This is a genomic window from Pseudomonas germanica (assembly GCF_019614655.1).
GTDB lineage: Bacteria > Pseudomonadota > Gammaproteobacteria > Pseudomonadales > Pseudomonadaceae > Aquipseudomonas > Aquipseudomonas neuropathica.
Window position 1 is genome coordinate 5,603,896 of sequence record NZ_CP071586.1, and the last position, 18,577, is coordinate 5,622,472.

Annotated in this window: 19 protein-coding genes; 10 read left to right on the forward strand and 9 right to left on the reverse strand. The window is 58.3% G+C overall.

What is annotated here, in order from left to right; all coding sequences use genetic code 11:
* Positions 1-5 precede the first annotated feature (5 nt).
* A complete protein-coding gene (locus J0G10_RS24800) occupies positions 6-914 on the reverse strand; it encodes a flagellar protein MotY (RefSeq protein WP_095125871.1) in 909 nt (302 codons plus the stop codon).
* A gap of 160 nt (positions 915-1,074) precedes the next feature.
* On the opposite strand from J0G10_RS24800, the gene pyrC reads away from it, so the two are divergent.
* Both pyrC and rnt read left to right on the forward strand, forming a co-directional pair.
* Entirely contained in the window at positions 1,075-2,121 is a 1,047-nt protein-coding gene (gene pyrC, locus J0G10_RS24805; RefSeq protein ID WP_095125872.1) for a dihydroorotase, read from the forward strand.
* On the forward strand, positions 2,118-2,795 hold the full coding sequence (gene rnt / locus J0G10_RS24810) for a ribonuclease T (RefSeq protein ID WP_007916667.1): 678 nt from the start codon (positions 2,118-2,120) through the stop codon (positions 2,793-2,795). Before pyrC ends, rnt begins: the two co-directional genes overlap by 4 nt.
* Before the next feature lie 62 nt (positions 2,796-2,857).
* On the opposite strand, the gene J0G10_RS24815 is transcribed toward rnt, so the two are convergent.
* The 3 genes from J0G10_RS24815 to J0G10_RS24825 all read right to left on the reverse strand — a co-directional run bounded on the left by J0G10_RS24815 (position 2,858) and on the right by J0G10_RS24825 (position 4,562).
* The gene (locus J0G10_RS24815) at positions 2,858-3,271 is read right to left on the reverse strand and encodes a hypothetical protein (RefSeq protein WP_093430578.1); all 414 of its coding nucleotides are present in this window, start codon (positions 3,269-3,271) and stop codon (positions 2,858-2,860) included.
* A 1-nt stretch (position 3,272) separates the two neighbouring features.
* Positions 3,273-3,743, reverse strand: coding sequence for a Panacea domain-containing protein (locus J0G10_RS24820; protein ID WP_095048291.1), 471 nt, complete (start codon positions 3,741-3,743; stop codon positions 3,273-3,275).
* 216 nt (positions 3,744-3,959) lie between these two features.
* Positions 3,960-4,562 carry a peroxiredoxin gene (locus J0G10_RS24825; RefSeq protein ID WP_003227723.1) on the reverse strand — a complete coding sequence of 201 codons (603 nt, stop codon included), beginning with the start codon at positions 4,560-4,562 and terminating at the stop codon, positions 3,960-3,962.
* Between the two features lie 314 nt (positions 4,563-4,876).
* On the opposite strand from J0G10_RS24825, the gene J0G10_RS24830 reads away from it, so the two are divergent.
* Together J0G10_RS24830 and bfr are read left to right on the forward strand one after the other, a co-directional pair.
* Positions 4,877-5,095: a bacterioferritin-associated ferredoxin gene (locus tag J0G10_RS24830; RefSeq protein WP_093430580.1), complete on the forward strand. Its 219-nt coding sequence runs from the start codon at positions 4,877-4,879 to the stop codon at positions 5,093-5,095.
* A 201-nt stretch (positions 5,096-5,296) separates the two neighbouring features.
* Positions 5,297-5,770, forward strand: coding sequence for a bacterioferritin (bfr, locus tag J0G10_RS24835; RefSeq protein WP_007916671.1), 474 nt, complete (start codon positions 5,297-5,299; stop codon positions 5,768-5,770).
* A gap of 187 nt (positions 5,771-5,957) precedes the next feature.
* Here bfr and grxD read toward each other — a convergent pair whose 3' ends face one another.
* From grxD to J0G10_RS24850, 3 genes are all read right to left on the reverse strand, one after another.
* Positions 5,958-6,299 (reverse strand): Grx4 family monothiol glutaredoxin, encoded by a 342-nt coding sequence (gene grxD / locus J0G10_RS24840; protein ID WP_016773402.1) that lies wholly within the window; start codon positions 6,297-6,299, stop codon positions 5,958-5,960.
* Positions 6,300-6,396: 97 nt separating this feature from the next.
* Positions 6,397-8,502 (reverse strand): molybdopterin oxidoreductase family protein, encoded by a 2,106-nt coding sequence (locus J0G10_RS24845; RefSeq protein ID WP_220556931.1) that lies wholly within the window; start codon positions 8,500-8,502, stop codon positions 6,397-6,399.
* A 134-nt stretch (positions 8,503-8,636) separates the two neighbouring features.
* On the reverse strand, positions 8,637-8,927 hold the full coding sequence (locus J0G10_RS24850; protein ID WP_016986650.1) for a hypothetical protein: 291 nt from the start codon (positions 8,925-8,927) through the stop codon (positions 8,637-8,639).
* Positions 8,928-9,330: 403 nt separating this feature from the next.
* Between J0G10_RS24850 and argF the strand changes: the two genes are divergently transcribed.
* Positions 9,331-10,251, forward strand: a complete 921-nt coding sequence (gene argF / locus J0G10_RS24855) for an ornithine carbamoyltransferase (RefSeq protein ID WP_093430582.1) — start codon at positions 9,331-9,333, stop codon at positions 10,249-10,251.
* Entirely contained in the window at positions 10,248-11,357 is a 1,110-nt protein-coding gene (locus tag J0G10_RS24860; protein ID WP_007916688.1) for an ABC transporter ATP-binding protein, read from the forward strand. Before argF ends, J0G10_RS24860 begins: the two co-directional genes overlap by 4 nt.
* A 78-nt stretch (positions 11,358-11,435) precedes the next feature.
* On the opposite strand, the gene J0G10_RS24865 is transcribed toward J0G10_RS24860, so the two are convergent.
* Positions 11,436-12,218 (reverse strand): PhzF family phenazine biosynthesis protein, encoded by a 783-nt coding sequence (locus J0G10_RS24865; RefSeq protein ID WP_095048293.1) that lies wholly within the window; start codon positions 12,216-12,218, stop codon positions 11,436-11,438.
* A 95-nt stretch (positions 12,219-12,313) separates the two neighbouring features.
* Positions 12,314-12,784, reverse strand: a complete 471-nt coding sequence (gene ybaK / locus J0G10_RS24870; RefSeq protein ID WP_090285884.1) for a Cys-tRNA(Pro) deacylase — start codon at positions 12,782-12,784, stop codon at positions 12,314-12,316.
* 362 nt (positions 12,785-13,146) lie between these two features.
* Here ybaK and J0G10_RS24875 point away from each other — a divergent pair, with 362 nt between their 5' ends.
* From J0G10_RS24875 to glpD, 4 genes are all read left to right on the forward strand, one after another.
* The gene (locus J0G10_RS24875) at positions 13,147-13,998 is read left to right on the forward strand and encodes an MIP/aquaporin family protein (protein WP_016986645.1); all 852 of its coding nucleotides are present in this window, start codon (positions 13,147-13,149) and stop codon (positions 13,996-13,998) included.
* A gap of 77 nt (positions 13,999-14,075) precedes the next feature.
* Positions 14,076-15,578 (forward strand): glycerol kinase GlpK, encoded by a 1,503-nt coding sequence (gene glpK / locus J0G10_RS24880; protein ID WP_093430586.1) that lies wholly within the window; start codon positions 14,076-14,078, stop codon positions 15,576-15,578.
* 95 nt (positions 15,579-15,673) lie between these two features.
* Positions 15,674-16,429 (forward strand): DeoR/GlpR family transcriptional regulator, encoded by a 756-nt coding sequence (locus J0G10_RS24885; protein WP_007916700.1) that lies wholly within the window; start codon positions 15,674-15,676, stop codon positions 16,427-16,429.
* Between the two features lie 273 nt (positions 16,430-16,702).
* Positions 16,703-18,241 carry a glycerol-3-phosphate dehydrogenase gene (gene glpD, locus J0G10_RS24890; protein ID WP_095048294.1) on the forward strand — a complete coding sequence of 513 codons (1,539 nt, stop codon included), beginning with the start codon at positions 16,703-16,705 and terminating at the stop codon, positions 18,239-18,241.
* The last annotated feature ends 336 nt before the right edge of the window (positions 18,242-18,577 follow it).

Below are 18,577 nucleotides of genomic sequence, written 5' to 3' on the forward strand. Positions count from 1 at the left end.
GCGGGTCAGGAAGTCGCCGCAGTATTGGCTGGCGTGCTCGCTTGCGGTGCCGGAGCCGCGACCGGCGCCACGCGCGCCAGTTTGACATTGACCCGACGGTTCTTCGCGCGATTGGCCGCGTTGGTGTTCGGCACAATGGGATATTGCTCGCCATGGAAACGCACGGTGATCTGCGATTCCTGAATGCCGTTAGCCTTGAAGAAGTCGACCACCGCCAGCGCGCGGCGGCGCGACAGTTCACGGTTGGTCAGGCGATTACCGCTGTTGTCGGAATGGCCGTCGAGTTCGATGTGATTGACCGTCGGATCGGCCTTCATGAACTCAAGCATTACTTGCAGTTTGGCTTTGGCGGCAGCGTCGAGGTCAACGCCTTCACCGGGGAAACCGATCTGCGACTGCTTGATCTGGTCAAAATTCTGCGGCAGCAATTTCGCCACACATGTCTGGTAATCGTTGAAGGCCTTGCTGAACTTGACCGGCAACAGGCGTACTTCCGAGACACGGCCATCGCCAGACGCGCGACGCACGACCGGGCTGCGCCCGTCCAGCAGGCCGCTGATCAGCCCCCCGGCCTGGGACTGCGAACTGCTGAACAGCACGTTGCCGCTGCCGAGCCGCACAGAGCCCAGATTAATGTCACCACGGCCCGGCTGCCAAGGCGCAGCCGCTGCCAGCAACGTTGCAGAACCGCCGCCGAGCATGGCGTTGTAGGCGTTCAGACGGAATATCGCCTGCTCGCCGGCCTTGCGCACGAACTCACCTGAGCCGAAATCAGTGATCGGCTGGGTCAGACGACATTCGAACTTGTCGCCGGCGACCGTCCACTCAATGTTCTCCAGACGGGTCTGGTACGTGAGCGCCATCGCGGGAAGGCTGGCAAACACACTGAGCAAGGCTAAATAACGCTGGCGCACGGGAGGCTCCATTGGCTTCTGAAACACAAAGACCGATTCACACTATGTTTACGGCATACCTACGGGATATCGGAAGGTTCCGGCAAAACTTGATAGCGAGTGCCTGCAAGAGTCTTTTCCGGTAGCATTCGCCTCAGTTTGACCCGCCTGGAATCCCCTCATGTCCGACCGCCTGACCCTGCTGCGTCCCGACGACTGGCACATTCATCTTCGCGATGGTGCCGTGTTGACCAATACCGTTGCCGATGTTGCGCGCACTTTTGGCCGCGCCATCATCATGCCCAACCTGGTACCACCGGTGCGCAACGCCGCTGAAGCCGACAGCTATCGCCAGCGGATTCTCGCTGCCCGCCCGGCCGGCAGTCGCTTCGAACCGCTGATGGTGCTGTACCTCACCGACCGCACCCAGCCCGAAGAAATTCGTGAAGCCAAGGCCAGTGGTTTTGTGCACGCAGCCAAGCTGTACCCGGCCGGCGCGACCACCAACTCCGATTCCGGGGTAACCAGCATCGACAAGATCTTCCCGGCACTGGAAGCCATGGCCGAAGTCGGCATGCCGTTGCTGATCCACGGTGAAGTCACCCGTGGCGACGTCGATGTGTTCGACCGCGAAAAGATCTTCATCGACGAGCACATGCGCCGCGTGGTCGAGCGCTTCCCGACGCTGAAAGTGGTGTTCGAACACATCACCACCGGCGACGCCGTGCAGTTCGTCAACGAGGCCTCGGCCAACGTTGGCGCGACCATCACCGCGCATCACCTGCTGTACAACCGCAACCACATGCTGGTGGGCGGGATTCGGCCGCACTTCTATTGCCTGCCGATCCTCAAGCGCAATACGCACCAGGAAGTCCTGCTCGACGCCGCCACCAGTGGCAGCGCGAAGTTCTTCCTCGGCACCGACTCGGCGCCGCACGCACAGCACGCCAAGGAAGCCGCTTGCGGCTGTGCCGGCTGCTACACCGCGTACGCCGCGATCGAGATGTACGCCGAAGCCTTCGAACAGCGTAATGCGCTGGACAAACTCGAAGCCTTCGCCAGCCTCAACGGCCCGCGTTTCTACGGCCTGCCGGCGAACACCGATCGCATCACCCTGGTTCGTGAAGAATGGACCGCCCCGACCAGCCTGCCGTTTGGCGAGCTGACCGTTATCCCGCTGCGCGCCGGTGAAAAACTGCGCTGGCGCCTGCTGGAGGAACACGCGTGAGTGAAGACCATTTCGACGACGAACTGGACGGTCAAAGTGGTGGCGGCGGCTCCCGTCACCCGATGGCAGCACGCTTTCGCGGCTACCTGCCGGTTGTCGTTGACGTAGAGACCGGTGGCTTCAACTCGGCCACCGACGCTCTGCTGGAGATTGCCGCGACCACCATCGCCATGGATGAAAAGGGTTTTGTATACCCGGATCACACCTACTTCTTCCGCGTTGAGCCGTTCGAAGGCGCCAACATCGAAGCTGCGGCGCTGGAGTTCACCGGAATCAAACTCGATCACCCGCTGCGCATGGCGGTCAGCGAAGAAACCGCGCTGACCGACATCTTCCGTGGCATTCGCAAGGCGCTGAAGGCCAATGGCTGCAAGCGCGCGATTCTGGTCGGGCACAACAGCAGCTTCGACCTTGGCTTCCTGAACGCAGCCGTTGCGCGTCTGGACATGAAACGCAACCCGTTCCACCCATTCTCCAGTTTCGACACCGCGACGCTGGCTGGTCTGGCATACGGCCAAACCGTACTGGCGAAAGCCTGCCAGGCCGCTGACATCGATTTCGACGGCCGCGAGGCGCACTCGGCGCGTTACGACACCGAGAAAACCGCTGAGCTGTTCTGCGGCATCGTCAACCGCTGGAAACAGATGGGCGGCTGGGAAGACTTCGACGACTGATTGAGGGTCGTCGGGTAAATCCCGCGCATAAAAAAACCGGCCACGTGGGCCGGTTTTTTTGTTTAATGCTTATAGAGCTTAAATTCTCGATCAATCCACACGACATAAAAAATCCGATGGCTCTTGTATCCCACCATCGCTACACGTTCAAAAGCCCGAAACACCAGCAATCTGACATCACCTGTCAAAAAAGCAGGAATTCCCACTTTCAGACTGTTTCTCTCAATTGTTTCACAGCCATATCGATGCCTATGCTCTCTGCGCAATTCTCTCCACGGCATTCTTCCCAGAATCCTCAGACGCTCAAGCATTTTCGACCGTTCGACGGCCTCGCAATCTTGAATGCACCAGCCATTCTGCAAATACTCAAATGAGAAAACCGGAGGTCGCGCTTCCGATGAATCTATTTCGATGGTGGACGTCCGTGCCGTTACTGTAATTGCCGCATCGCGTTCCCTGCGTTTGAACTTGGCCATTTCAGTTCACCAAATGCTCCCGGAAATACTCCTCCATCTCACAGGCGGGAATTTCTCGGCTGAACTCCCCTTCCTTGAAGTTTCTACGCCAAGGGGCTTCTTCATGCGTCAACTGACGTAGTTTCCACGCCGAAAACTGGCCATAAACGTCGAATACTTCGTTGAGCAGACTTTGTTGTTTGGCACTGAAAAGATCTGGATTGAAATCACTTGGAGGAGGAATGGCACTCGATCCAAATTGGCTGAATCTTCGATACAGATCCGGGACCACCGGCCCGTGCATCCACGCCTCCAGCTTTTCAGGGAAGAGAGCCTCACCATGGACGGCCAGACTGAACCCTTGAGCGTAATAAACCATTTTTTGAATCTTGAGATTGGATATCTCGCCCTCATGCCCTTCCAGGCAGAGGAAATAATCCGCAACGTCCAAGCTACTCGGCATTTGAATCCCCTTCTGCATCATGCAATCCATTGCACCGTCCTTACTGAAGTGAGGCGCGATTCAGGACAAGGCAGTCGCCTTCGTACCCCGTTATCGCTCGAGCACAACCCTATCCAGCCACTGTTCACTCATCCAGTATTTTTTCCGAACATTTGAAACAAATGATGCCGAGAGGCTGTTTCAATTAATTCTCCGCATAAAAAAACCGGCCACGTGGGCCGGTTTTTTGTACCTCGACGTTGCGCCTTACAGGGCTGCAGCGTTCTCGGTCAGGTAAGCCGCAACGCCTTCTGGCGAAGCGTTCATGCCTTTGTCGCCTTTTTTCCAGTTGGCTGGGCAGACTTCGCCGTGCTCTTCGTGGAATTGCAGAGCGTCTACCAGACGGATCAGCTCTTCCATGTTACGGCCCAGCGGCAGGTCGTTGATGATCTGCGAACGGACAACGCCTTTGTCGTCGATCAGGAACGCGCCACGGAAAGCCACGCCGCCTTCGGATTCAACGTCGTAAGCCTTGGCGATGTCGTGCTTCATGTCGGCAGCCATGGTGTATTTCACCTGGCCGATGCCGCCATTGTTTACTGGGGTGTTGCGCCATGCGTTGTGAGTGAAGTGCGAGTCGATCGACACAGCGATCACTTCAACGTTGCGTGCCTTGAAGTCGGCCATGCGGTTGTCCAGAGCGATCAGCTCGGACGGGCAGACGAAGGTGAAGTCCAGTGGGTAGAAGAACACCAGGCCGTATTTGCCTTTGATGGCCGAGGACAGGGTGAAGCTGTCAACGATCTCGCCATTGCCGAGTACGGCCGGGACGGTGAAGTCAGGGGCTTGTTTGCCTACGAGTACGCTCATTGATATCTCCTGGTGTAAAAACTTGAAGTTCAGGGTCCGCGCCAGCCTGCCACCCTCAAGCGACAGCCCTGTGACACGAACCCCCTTCGCAAGGGCCGACCATCATACACTGCGAATTTGGCCTGTCCTTAACGGTTTTTCAAAGCAGGCGTAGAACGGCGCTGCATTTACGGGGCCAGGCAAATCGCCAGCAAATACCGTTCGTCAGTCACGGCTGTGAATCAGCAGAAGCCTTCCGAAAGCACTTTGACAATCATTCTCGTTAACATTAAGATCCATCGCAATTGAGTCACAACCAGCGACGGTTCTCACTTATGTATGTTTGTCTCTGCACTGGCGTCACCGACGGACAGATCCGCGATGCGATCTATGAAGGTTGCTGCAGCTATAAAGAAGTCCGCCAGGCCACCGGCGTCGCCAGCCAATGCGGCAAATGTGCGTGCCTTGCCAAGGAAGTCGTTCGCGAAACCCTGACCAAGCTGCAAACCGCTCAGGCTGCGATCCCCTATCCTGTAGAATTTACTGCCGCCTAATTGCCCCCCATTTCAAAGAACCGGACTTATGTCCGGTTTTTTTATGCCTGTAAATCAACTGCTTAGCGCCCAGACGCGGAACACAAACATTCTTATTCCGATTAATTTTCATATATTATTCAATAACTTAGGTTTGACACTTATAAGTACGAAGCTCAAACTCTGCCGTATATACAGCTAATACAGGGCAGGACTCCGATCATGAAAGGCGACATTACAGTCATCCAGCATCTCAACAAGATCCTTGCCAATGAGCTGGTCGCGATAAATCAGTACTTCCTGCATGCACGCATGTATGAAGATTGGGGCCTGAACAAGCTCGGCAAGCACGAGTACAAAGAATCCATCGACGAGATGAAACACGCGGACAAGCTGATCAAGCGCATCCTGTTCCTCGAAGGCCTGCCGAACGTGCAGGACCTGGGCAAGCTGCACATCGGCGAGCACACCAAGGAAATGCTGGAGTGCGACCTGCGTATCGAGAAGACCGGTCACGCTGACCTGAAGACCGCAATCGCCCATTGCGAAACCGTTGGCGATTTCGGCAGCCGTGAACTGCTCGAAGACATTCTCGAATCCGAAGAAGAACATATCGACTGGCTAGAAACCCAACTGGGCCTGATCGACAAAGTCGGTCTTGAGAACTATCTGCAATCGCAGATGGGCGAAGAGTAGGAGCTGCCGAAGGCTGCGATCTTTTCAGGTTGCACCGGCAACTTGCAGTAACTTTTCGAACGCACTAAAAAGCCCCGCACTCTTTCGAGTGGCGGGGCTTTTTATTGGCTGAAGATCAAAAGATCGCAGCCTCGTTTCATGCGACAGCTCCTACACAAGCAGCAGCTGTCGCATGAAACCTGGCCGATCAGGCTTCGGACTTGTTCGCCGCTGCCGCTTCAACAGCCGCCTTGATGGTGCTTTGCAGCGAACCGTCTGCAGCCATCTCGGTCATGATGTCACTACCGCCGACCAGTTCACCGCCGACCCACAGTTGCGGGAAAGTCGGCCAGTTGGCGTACTTCGGCAGGTTGGCGCGGATTTCCGGGTTCTGCAGGATGTCCACGTACGCAAACTTTTCGCCACAAGCCATCACAGCCTGCGCAGCTTTCGCAGAGAAGCCACACTGTGGGGCATTCGGCGAGCCTTTCATGTAAAGCAGAATGGTGTTGTTGGCAATCTGCTCTTTAATCGTTTCGATGATATCCATGGAGCACCTCGGCTGAACTTTCCGACTCATGGGTCGGCACGGTGACGCATTGTAACGGAATCCCGAGCGCCATGCTCGGTCTCCCCGACGGTCACATTCAGGCCGCCGCCACCGTCACCGGCACACCATTAAGTGCGGCGTTACCCGACAGCTCATCAAGCTGACACTCATCGGTCAGATCGTTTGCGCTAGACCCAGGCTGACTGCTGGCAATCGCCATTTGCACGCCCGGCCGCGCATGCCCCCAACCATGCGGCAGGCTTACCACACCTTTCATCATGTCCAGACTGCCGAGCACCTCGACCTCGATCTGCCCCACCCGCGAGCTGACGCGAACCAACTGACCATCGTTAAGCCCACGGCTAGCGAGGTCATCCGGGTGCATCAGCAGTTGATGGCGCGGCTTGCCCTTCACCAGACGGTGATAGTTGTGCATCCACGAGTTATTGCTGCGCACATGACGACGGCCAATCATCAACAGCTCATCGGCGGCCGGCGCCTGCAATGCGGCAAAGCGTGCGAGGTCAGCAAGGATCTCTGGCGGAGCAGCCTGCACGCGCTGATTCGGCGTTTTCAGGCGCGCAGCCAGGTTCGGCTTCAACGCGCCCAGATCAATCCCGTGGGGATGATCGAACAACGTTGCCAACGAAAGCTTTTGCTCGGACGCGTCACCGTACAGGCCCATGCGCAGGCCCATGTCGATCATCTTCGCCGGTGGCATGGTCGGTTTCAGTTCCTTGCCAGTCTTCTCGGCCAAGGCCTTGGCCAGGCCCACGAAGATCTCCCAGTCATGTAAAGCGCCCTCGGGTTTGGCGAGGATCGCGCGGTTGAAGCGGGTGACGTTGCGCACCGCGAACAGGTTGAACGTCGTGTCGTAGTGATCGTTTTCCAGCGCCGAGGTCGACGGCAGAATCAGGTCGGCATAGCGCGTGGTTTCATTGATGTACAGGTCGACGCTGACCATGAACTCCAGGCCATCCAGCGCCTGCTCCAGTTGCCGCCCGTTCGGCGTCGACAACACCGGGTTGCCAGCGACGGTGATCAGCGCACGAATCTGGCCCTCGCCTTCGGTGAGCATCTCTTCGGCCAGGGCCGAGACCGGTAGCTCGCCGCCGTACTCGGGACGCCCGGAAACGCGACTCTGCCATTTGTTGAAATGCCCGCCCGAAGTCGACGCCACCAGATCCACTGCGGGTTCAGTGCACAGTGCACCGCCGACGCGATCAAGATTACCGGTGACCAGGTTGATCAATTGCACCACCCAGTGACACAAGGTGCCGAAGGCCTGCGTCGAAACGCCCATGCGTCCGTAGCACACGGCACTCGGCGCGGCGGCGAAATCCCGGGCCAGTTGGCGGATCTGCTCGGCAGGAACAGCACACAACGGGCTCATGGCTTCAGCGGTAAACGCAGCGACAGCGGCGCGCACGTCATCCAGCCCATCGACCGGCAAATGACTTTCGCTGGTCAAGCCTTCGCTAAACAGGGTGTTTAACACGCCAAACAACAACGCCGCATCGCCCCCCGGACGCACGAACAAATGCTGATCAGCCATGGCCGCCGTCTCGCTGCGCCGTGGATCGACAACCACCACTTTGCCGCCGCGCGCCTGAATCGCTTTCAAACGCTTCTCGACATCCGGCACGGTCATGATGCTGCCGTTGGACGCCAGCGGATTACCGCCGAGAATCAGCATGAAGTCGGTGTGATCGATATCTGGAATCGGCAACAGCAAACCATGGCCGTACATCAGATAACTGCTCAGGTGATGCGGCAACTGATCGACCGAGGTCGCCGAGTAGCGATTGCGCGTCTTCAGCAGCCCCAGGAAATAATTGCTGTGGGTCATCAGCCCGTAGTTATGCACGCTCGGGTTGCCTTGATAGACCGCCACGGCGTTCTGGCCATGACGCTCCTGGATGGCCGCCAGCTTCTCGGCCACCAGCGCAAAAGCCTCGTCCCACTCTATCGGCAGCCATTCACTGCCCACACGGCGCATTGGCTGGCGCAGGCGATCAGTATCGTTCTGGATGTCTTGCAGGGCCACAGCCTTGGGGCAAATGTGTCCACGACTAAACGTGTCGAGCGCGTCACCCTTGATTGAAGTGATCGCGACGTTGCCCTCGGTTTCGGTGGTTTCGATGGTCAGCCCGCAAATGGCTTCACACAGATGGCAGGCACGGTGATGGAGAGTCTTGGTCATGGCCAGTCTCTGTCTTGTTCTGGGCAGGCAATCACGCCCGCGGGAACAAAACTATGGCCCCGGCGCCGATCCTGCGCCAGCGACGTTCGTCTTGTGAATCGGCGGTTATCAGGCGAGCCGATAAACCGCCATGATCAGTTCGACGGCAGCTGAGGCGGTGCGGCCAACTGAATCTCCTGAATGGTTTCAATCTGCTCGTGGGCGACATGTACGCCGGTGAGCTCGCCGATCAATCGCCAGTGTTCGTCGAGCCCGGCACTGATGGTCGCCATGCGATCGATCATGTGGCGGCCGGCGCTCTTCACCACTTCGTCTTCGCTGCGCAGCAGTTCGAATGACATTGAAGTGACTGAGGCGGTGAGATGGGTCAGTGAGCGAGCCGTGTGGCCCAGCAGTTCCATTAACAGTTTTTCTTTCGATTCCATGCGGAGGCTTCCTGCGTCGCTCGAAACTTATTTATAACCCAGCACTTTGCTTTAGCAAATGTTTCAGCCTGAGCATCCGACCAAGTGATGGCATGGCGCCACGGTGGTAAACCGACCCAAGCGACGCGATCCCCGCCACGCCGCATTGCCAAGCCCTGTAACGCCAGTGTACAAAGAGGCTCGCTGCTGTCCTGAACCCGGCTTCAAATGCGCGACTGCAACATTCAGTGCGCCCTCCGAATCCCGCAAAAACCGTAGCCTATTGGAAAAACGCGACATTTAGTGTCAATATCGCGCCTTCCCCTATTTCGTCGCCCCGTGCGGCTTACGCCGCAGGTCTCGCCCGTTGTTCCGTTAAACAAGGCTTTGAGCATCTGCGGTTTGTAGCAAAAGGTAGTCAATGATGAGCGCAAGGCACTTTCTCTCCCTGATGGATTGCACGCCCGAAGAGCTGGTCAGCGTGATCCGTCGAGGCGTTGAGCTCAAGGACCTGCGTAACCGCGGCGTACTGTTCGAGCCTCTGAAAAACCGCGTGCTGGGGATGATCTTCGAAAAATCCTCGACCCGTACCCGGATCTCGTTCGAGGCCGGCATGATCCAGCTCGGCGGCCAGGCAATCTTCCTGTCGCCGCGCGATACCCAACTGGGCCGTGGCGAGCCGATCGGCGACTGCGCCATCGTCATGTCGAGCATGCTCGATGCGGTGATGATCCGTACCTTTGCCCACAGCACCCTGACCGAATTCGCCGCCAACTCGCGCGTGCCAGTGATCAACGGCCTGTCCGATGACCTGCACCCGTGCCAGTTGCTGGCCGACATGCAGACGTTCCTTGAACACCGTGGCTCGATCCAGGGCAAAACGGTCGCCTGGATCGGCGACGGCAACAACATGTGCAACAGCTATATAGAAGCGGCGATCCAGTTCGACTTCCAGTTGCGCGTTGCCTGCCCGGAAGGCTACGAGCCAAATCCTGAATTCGTCGCCAGAGCTGGCGATCGCGTGACCATCGTCCGCGACCCGCAAGACGCCGTGCGCGGCGCGCATCTGGTGAGCACCGACGTCTGGACTTCGATGGGTCAGGAAGAGGAAACTGCCAAGCGCCTCAAGCTGTTCGCGCCGTTTCAGGTCAACCGCGCCCTGCTCGACCTCGCTGCCGAGGACGTGCTGTTCATGCATTGCCTGCCGGCGCACCGTGGCGAAGAAATCAGCCTCGACCTGCTTGATGACCCGCGCTCCGTCGCTTGGGATCAGGCAGAAAACCGTCTCCACGCACAGAAGGCCCTGCTCGAGTTCCTCGTTGAACCGGCATATCACCACGCATGAGCCATGAATTACTGCTGAACCTGCGCAACCTCGCTTGCGGCTATCAAGATCAACGTGTGGTGCAGAACCTCAATCTGCACCTCAACGCCGGTGATATCGGCTGCCTGCTAGGCTCGTCTGGCTGCGGCAAGACCACCACCCTGCGTGCCATTGCCGGATTCGAGCCAGTGCACGAAGGGGAAATCACCCTCGGTGGCGAAACCATTTCCAGCGCCGGTTTCACGCTCGCCCCGGAAAAACGCCGGATCGGCATGGTGTTCCAGGACTACGCGCTGTTCCCGCACCTGAGCGTTGCCGACAACATCGCCTTCGGTATTCGCAAGCATCCGAACAAAGAGCGCGTCACCGAAGAGCTGCTCGAACTGGTCAACCTGAAGAATCTCGGCAAACGCTTCCCGCACGAGTTGTCCGGTGGCCAGCAGCAACGTGTTGCCCTCGCCCGCGCCCTGGCGCCGGAACCGCAATTGCTGTTGCTCGACGAGCCATTCTCCAACCTCGATGGCGAACTACGCCGCAAGCTCAGCCACGAAGTGCGCGACATCCTCAAGGCCCGAGGTACCAGCGCGATTCTGGTGACCCACGATCAGGAGGAAGCCTTTGCCGTCAGCGATCACGTTGGCGTGTTCAAGGAAGGTCGACTGGAGCAGTGGGACACGCCGTACAACCTTTATCACGAACCGGCGACACCGTATGTGGCCAGCTTCATCGGTCAGGGTTACTTCATTCGCGGCCAGCTCGACAGCCCGGAATCGGTGCAGACTGAACTGGGTGAGTTACGCGGAAATCGCGCTTATACCTGGCCGATTGGCGGTGCAGTGGACGTGTTGCTGCGCCCGGATGACATTGTGTATGCGCCGGACAGCGCCTTGAAAGCACGGATTGTGGGTAAGACGTTCCTTGGCGCTTCGACGCTGTATCGCCTGCAATTGCCGACGGGTGCGCAGCTGGAATCGATTTTCCCGAGCCATGCGGATCATCAGGTGGGCGCGGAGGTGGGGATTCGTGTTGCCGCTGAGCATCTAGTGCTGTTCCAGGCATCGGGCAGCACCGCCGCACAAATCCCGGCAGTGGAAAACGGCGTGCGCCGCTACAGCACCGCGCTTTAACGATCAAAAGATCGCAGCCTTCGGCAGCTCCTACAGGGATCAATGTAGGAGTTGCCGAAGGCTGCGATCTTTTAGCTTTTAACCGAGGATCAGGGTGCCGCTCGCAACCAGCGTCGCATTGCCGCCAATCTTCACTCGCTCACCCTCCAGCCGACAAAACAACTCCCCACCCCGCGCCGATCGCTGATACGCGGTCAGGCTCGACTTGCCCAGACGCTTGGACCAATACGGAATCAGGCTGCAATGCGTCGAACCGGTCACCGGGTCCTCATTGATGCCGATCGCCGGTGCAAAATAGCGCGAGACGAAGTCGTGCTGATTACCCCGCGCCGTGACGATAGCGCCCAGCCACGGCAATTTGGCCAGCGCGACCATGTCCGGTTTGCAATCGAGCACCGCCTGCTCCGACTCCAGCACCACAAACAGTTCGTTGGAGCCGAGCACATCCACCGCTTCGACCCCCAGCGCCCGCTCAACGTCGACAGTCACACCAATCTCAGACGGCATGATCGACGGGAAATCCAGCCACAACCGATCACCTTCCCGCGTGACGCTCAGCGGACCGGATTTACAGGTAAAGTCGATACGCTCGGCGCTTTCCTTGTAGATCTCGAACAGCACATAAGCACTGGCCAACGTGGCGTGCCCGCACAACGGCACTTCAGTGGTCGGGGTAAACCAGCGGATATGCCAGGCCTGACCTTCGCGCACCAGAAACGCAGTTTCCGCCAGATTGTGTTCGGCGGCGATCTTCTGCATCAACTCATCCGCGAGCCACGTCTCCAGCCGATAAACCATCGCCGGATTGCCACTGAACGGCCGATCACTGAACGCGTCGACCTGATGAAACTCGAGCTGCATAACTTTCTCCCTGAGTCAGTCGGCGGAGGATGCAGCCACGCCGTGAACAGCGCCAGTGACAGAACCAGTCAATTTTTTACATACAGCATTAATGACTAAGGACGGCCGATGTCGGCAAATTTGGCCTGGGTGTGTTCGGCGAGCACCGCGGGCGCCAGTTCCACCTCCAGGCCACGCCGACCGGCGCTGACATAAATAGTCGCAAAACCCTGAGCCGAGTTGTCGATAAAGGTACGCAGGCGCTTCTTCTGCCCCAACGGGCTGATGCCGCCCAACAGATAACCGGTGGAGCGCTGAGCGGCTGCCGGGTCAGCCATCTCGACTTTTTTTACGCCAGCGGCATGGGCCAGACCTTTGAGGTCGAGGCTTCCGACGACCGGCACCACCGCCACCAGCAACTCGCCTTTTTCACTGGCCGCGAGCAGGGTTTTAAACACCTGTGCCGGTTCAAGTGCCAGCTTCTCTGCGGCCTCAAGGCCATAGGACGCGGCCTTCGGGTCATGTTCGTAACTGTGCACGCGATGTTCGGCACGAACTTTTTTCAACAAGTCCAACGCAGGGGTCATGGCAGCTCCAGGTTCGGCAATGGCAAAAAAAACCTCCGCCGGATTCTAGGTGATCAGCCTCCAAAAGGCTCTATCCCAAGCCACGATTCCCGCGGCTCGCAGACATTCAGCGCACGTTGTCGCACCTGGGCCACAAAGGATCATTCACCCAGCGAATAGTTTTATTGTGACCGATGGTTCACTTTCGACCTTTGACAGGTTTGTTTCTTGTCTATATTTTTTCGAATCTGAATAATGTAAGAATTGTCGTCACAGCGACACCCAGCAGTAAACCGGGAACGGAATGGGGATTCCTACTCGGGGAAAATCGCGCCTTGCCCTGTTGGCAAACGCGCCAGACAACAACAAAAACGAGGTTTTCAATGACAACTGCTTTACAGCAACCAACGCTCTCAAGCCAATGCATGGCCGAGTTTCTGGGTACTGCTCTTCTGATCTTTTTCGGCACCGGCTGTGTCGCCGCGCTCAAAGTCGCGGGTGCCAGCTTCGGCCTGTGGGAAATCAGCATCATCTGGGGCGTCGGCGTGAGCATGGCGATCTACCTCACCGCCGGAGTTTCCGGCGCGCACCTGAACCCGGCCGTGAGCATCGCCCTGGCGATCTTCGCCGACTTTGAAAAGCGCAAACTGCCGTTCTATATTCTTGCCCAGATCGCCGGCGCCTTCTGCGGCGCGCTGCTGGTTTACACGCTGTACAGCAATCTTTTCTTCGATTACGAACAAACTCACCAAATGGTCCGCGGCTCGGCCGCCAGCCTTGAATTGGCCTCGGTGTTTTCGACCTTCCCGAACCCGGTGCTGTCCACCGCCCAGGCATTCCTGGTCGAGATGATCATCACCGCGATCCTGATGGGCGTGATCATGTCCCTGACCGATGACAACAACGGCCTGCCGAAAGGCCCGCTGGCACCGCTGCTGATCGGCTTGCTGATCGCGGTGATCGGCAGTTCGATGGGGCCGTTGACCGGTTTCGCCATGAACCCGGCGCGTGACTTCGGTCCGAAACTGATGACTTTCTTCGCCGGCTGGGGTGAAATTTCCTTCACTGGCGGCCGTGATATTCCGTATTTCCTGATTCCGATTTTTGCACCGATTGTCGGTGCCTGCCTCGGCGCTGCCGGGTATCGCGGGCTCATCGCCCGTCACCTGACCGGCGCCACACCTGCTACAAAGGATGCAGAACCGGCCATTGACGGCAAACCAAGAACTTCTTGAAACAGTCGGCACCGGCTCCTGCCCTATAGAGCCTGCGCCACGGCCCACTCTCCCTTATTTCGTCCAAGGCAATCGACATGACCGACATTCAGAATAAGAACTACATCATTGCCCTCGATCAGGGTACGACCAGCTCCCGCGCGATCATTTTCGACCGCGACGCGAACGTGGTCTGCACCGCGCAGCGCGAATTCGCCCAGCATTACCCGCAAGCCGGTTGGGTTGAACACGACCCGATGGAAATCTTCGCCACCCAGAGCGCGGTGATGGTTGAAGCGCTGGCCCAGGCTGGGCTGCATCACGATCAGGTGGCTGCCATCGGCATCACCAACCAGCGTGAAACCACCGTGGTCTGGGACAAGACCACCGGCCGCCCGGTGTACAACGCCATCGTCTGGCAGTGCCGCCGCAGCACCGAGATCTGCCAGCAGCTCAAGCGCGATGGCCACGAAGACTACATCCGCGACAACACCGGTCTGGTCACCGACCCGTACTTCTCCGGCACCAAACTGAAGTGGATCCTCGACAACGTCGAAGGCAGCCGCGAGCGAGCGCGCAACGGCGAGCTGCTGTTCGGCACCGTCGATAGCTGGCTGATCTGGAAATTCACCGGCGGCAAGGTGCACGTCACCGACTACACCAACGCCTCGCGCACCATGCTCTTCAATATCCATTCGCTGGAATGGGATTCGAAGATGCTGGAAATCCTCGACATCCCGCGCGAGATGCTTCCGGAAGTGAAGGCGTCTTCGGAAATCTACGGTCGTACCAAGAGCGGCATTGCCATCGGCGGTATCGCCGGTGACCAGCAAGCCGCATTGTTCGGCCAGATGTGCGTGGAGCCGGGTCAGGCGAAAAACACCTACGGCACCGGCTGCTTCCTGCTGATGAACACTGGCGACAAAGCGGTGAAATCCCAACACGGCATGCTCACCACCATCGCTTGCGGCCCGCGTGGCGAAGTCGCTTACGCACTGGAAGGCGCGGTGTTCAACGGCGGTTCGACCGTGCAGTGGCTGCGCGATGAACTGAAAATCATCAACGACGCCCACGACACCGAATACTTCGCCAATAAAGTGAAGGACAGCAACGGCGTTTACCTGGTGCCAGCCTTCACCGGTCTGGGCGCGCCGTACTGGGACCCGTATGCCCGTGGCGCGCTGTTCGGCCTGACTCGCGGCGTGCGCGTGGATCACATCATCCGCGCCGCACTGGAGTCGATCGCTTACCAGACTCGCGACGTGCTCGACGCCATGCAGCAAGACTCCGGCGAACGCCTCAAAGCCCTGCGCGTGGACGGCGGCGCGGTGGCGAACAACTTCCTCATGCAGTTCCAGGCCGACATCCTCGGCACGCAGGTCGAGCGTCCGCAAATGCGCGAAACCACGGCACTTGGCGCCGCGTATCTGGCCGGTCTGGCGTGCGGTTTCTGGGGCAGCCTGGACGAACTACGCGGTAAAGCGGTGATCGAGCGTGAGTTTGAACCGAGCCTGGACGAAACCGAGAAAGAGAAGCTGTACAAAGGCTGGAAAAAAGCCGTCAGCCGCACCCGTGACTGGGCGCGTGAAGACGCTGAATAAGCCAACCTTCAGATCTAGATAGGCATCTAACTGGTCGGGAGCGGATTCGTGCGGCATCATGGGCAAATTTTGCACGGCAGCCCAAAGGAAGCCCCATGAATCTGCCTCCCCGTCAGCAGCAAATCCTCGAGCTGGTCCGCGAACGCGGCTATGTGAGCATCGAGGAAATGGCCACGCTGTTCGTTGTTACCCCGCAAACCATCCGCCGCGACATCAATCAGCTCGCGGAAGCCAATCTGTTGCGTCGCTACCATGGCGGCGCAGCCTACGATTCCAGCGTCGAAAACACTGCATATGCAATGCGCGCCGACCAGATGCGCGATGAAAAACAACGCATCGGTGAAGCCATCGCCGCCCAGATCCCCGATCACGCCTCGCTGTTCATCAATATCGGCACCACCACCGAATCGATTGCCCGCGCCCTGCTCAACCACAATCATCTGAAGATCATCACCAACAACCTGCATGTGGCGTCGATGCTCAGTGCCAAGGATGATTTCGATGTGCTGCTGACCGGCGGCAATGTGCGCCGTGATGGCGGCGTGGTCGGTCAGGCGAGCGTGGATTTCATTAATCAGTTCAAAGTTGATTTCGCCCTGGTCGGGATCAGCGGTATTGATGAAGACGGTAGCTTGCTGGATTTCGATTATCAGGAAGTGCGGGTGTCGCAGGCGATCATTGCCAATGCGCGGCAGGTGATTCTGGCGGCGGACTCCAGCAAATTCGGGCGTAATGCGATGATTCGCCTGGGGCCGATCAGCCTGATCGATTGCCTGGTAACGGATCAGCAGCCGGTGCCGGCGCTGGCGCAGTTGTTGAGTCAGCACAAGATTCGCCTGGAAGTCGTCTAGTTACTTGTTCCCACGCTCCGCGTGGGAATGCAGCCCGGGACGCTCTGCGTCCCACCTCAAAGCCGACGCAGAGCGTCGATGGATGCATTCCTTTGCTGCGCATGGGAACGACCTGCCCGTAAATGTTCGAATATTTTCTTTTACTCGCCCTTCGATGAGTTTTTTCAATCGAACGTGACTGGCTGTGCGCGTGTTTATGGGCTACCATTTTCGCAAATGAACATTCATGTTCGATTTCCAATATAGAAAATCAAAAGAACCCGAGGCCAGCCGATGTCCACCTCTACCTTGCGTACGCCCCCTCTCTCCGAGATCTACGACATCGCTGTCATTGGCGGCGGGATCAATGGCGTGGGGATCGCAGCGGATGCCGCCGGTCGCGGGCTTTCGGTGTTCCTTTGCGAAAAAGACGATCTGGCCAGCCACACCTCGTCGGCTAGCAGCAAGCTGATCCACGGCGGCCTGCGCTATCTCGAACATTACGAATTTCGTCTGGTACGTGAAGCGCTGGCTGAGCGCGAAGTGTTGCTGGCCAAGGCGCCGCATATCGTCAAACCGATGCGCTTCGTGTTGCCGCACCGTCCACACCTGCGCCCGGCATGGATGATCCGCGCTGGCCTGTTCCTCTATGACAACCTCGGCAAGCGCGAAAAACTGCCAGGTTCGAAAAGCCTCAAGTTTGGTGCCGACAGCGCACTGAAAAGCGAAATCAAGAAAGGCTTCGAATACTCCGACTGCTGGGTCGACGACGCCCGCCTCGTGGTACTCAACGCCATGGCCGCCCGCGAAAAAGGTGCCCACGTGCACACTCAGACCCGGTGCGTCAGCGCCCGTCGCACCAAAGGCCTGTGGCACCTGCATCTGGAACGAGCCGACGGCAGCCTGTTTTCAATCACCGCCAAAGCGCTGGTGAACGCCGCCGGCCCGTGGGTTGCCAAGTTCATTCGTGACGACCTGAAGATGGAATCGCCTTACGGCATCCGTTTGATCCAGGGCAGCCACATCATCGTGCCGAAGTTGTATGAAGGCGATCACGCGCACATTCTGCAAAACGAAGATCAGCGCATCGTCTTCACCATTCCGTACCTGAACCACTTCACCCTGATCGGCACCACCGATCGTGAGTACACCGGTGATCCGGCGAAAGTGGCAATCACCGACGCCGAAACCGACTACCTGTTGAAAGTGGTCAACGCCCACTTCAAGCAGCAGATCAGCCGTGACGACATCCAGCACAGCTACTCGGGCGTACGCCCACTGTGCAACGACGAATCCGACAACCCGTCGGCCGTCACCCGTGATTACACCCTGGCCTTGTCGGGCAGCACTGAAGAGGCACCGCTGTTGTCGGTGTTCGGCGGCAAGCTGACCACCTACCGCAAGCTCGCCGAATCGGCGATGGCGCAGTTGATGCCGTTCTTCACCCAGATGCGCCCGAGCTGGACCGCCACCGCTACCCTGCCTGGCGGCGAGGACATGACCACCCCGCAAGCCTTGTGCGCGCAGATCCGCGACAAGTTCGACTTCGTACCGACCGAGATCGCCCGCCGCTGGGCCACCACCTACGGCAGCCGGACCTGGCGCATGCTTGAAGGTGTGGAAAGCCTCGCGGACATGGGCGAACACATCGGCGGCGGGCTCTACACCCGCGAAGTCGATTACCTGTGCAGCGAAGAGTGGGCAACCACGGCCCACGACATTCTGTGGCGCCGCAGCAAGCTGGGCCTGTTCACCACTCCGGCCGAGCAGGAGAAACTGGCGGCGTACCTAGGCAAGGTCGAGCAGAACCGTAGCAAGATTGAAGCGGCGTGATGTGAACATCGCTTTAAACGAAAGCCCCTGAATTGAGAGATTCAGGGGCTTTTTGTTTTGTGGGCTCTGCAAAATTTGATTGTGTCAGTTTGATCGTTCCCCCCTCACCCCAGCCCTCTCCCCCAGGGGGTAGAGGGGGAAGGGAGCCGATCTTCATGAGGTTCAAATTCTGAGTTCGACTCGGTATCTCAAATCGGTGCATCTCGCCCAGTCGCCGCGTTCAGTCCCCTCTCCCTCTGGGCGGTGCGACGTTTCGGGAGGGCTAGGGTGAGGGGCTTTTGATCGTTCGGTTTTCCGAACGCGACTTCCCGGTCGATTCGGTAAACCGGATCAGTT